We start from the raw sequence: 280 nt of genomic DNA on the forward strand, positions 1-280 counted from the left end.
CGCCCCGACGGCGTCCGCAACCCGCTGCAGACCGTCCCGCTGACCGAGGCGATCCAGCAGCACCGCTTCGACGCCGTCTTCGGCGGCGGCCGCCGCGACGAGGAGAAGGCCCGCGCCAAGGAACGCGTCTTCTCCCTGCGCGACGAGTTCTCCCAGTGGGACCCCCGCCGCCAGCGCCCCGAACTGTGGCAGCTCTACAACGGCCGCCACGCCCCCGGCGAACACGTCCGCGTCTTCCCCCTGTCCAACTGGACCGAGCTGGACGTCTGGCAGTACATCG

Annotated in this window: 1 protein-coding gene; it reads left to right on the forward strand. The window is 71.8% G+C overall.

Features of this window, described 5'->3' with window-relative positions; translation table 11 throughout:
* Window positions 1–280, forward strand: a 280-nt coding sequence (locus tag IF43_RS0135865; RefSeq protein WP_030211362.1) for a phosphoadenosine phosphosulfate reductase family protein, incomplete at both ends; no start/stop codon positions are given.

The organism is Streptomyces sp. NRRL S-87, assembly GCF_000719335.1.
GTDB lineage: Bacteria > Actinomycetota > Actinomycetes > Streptomycetales > Streptomycetaceae > Streptomyces.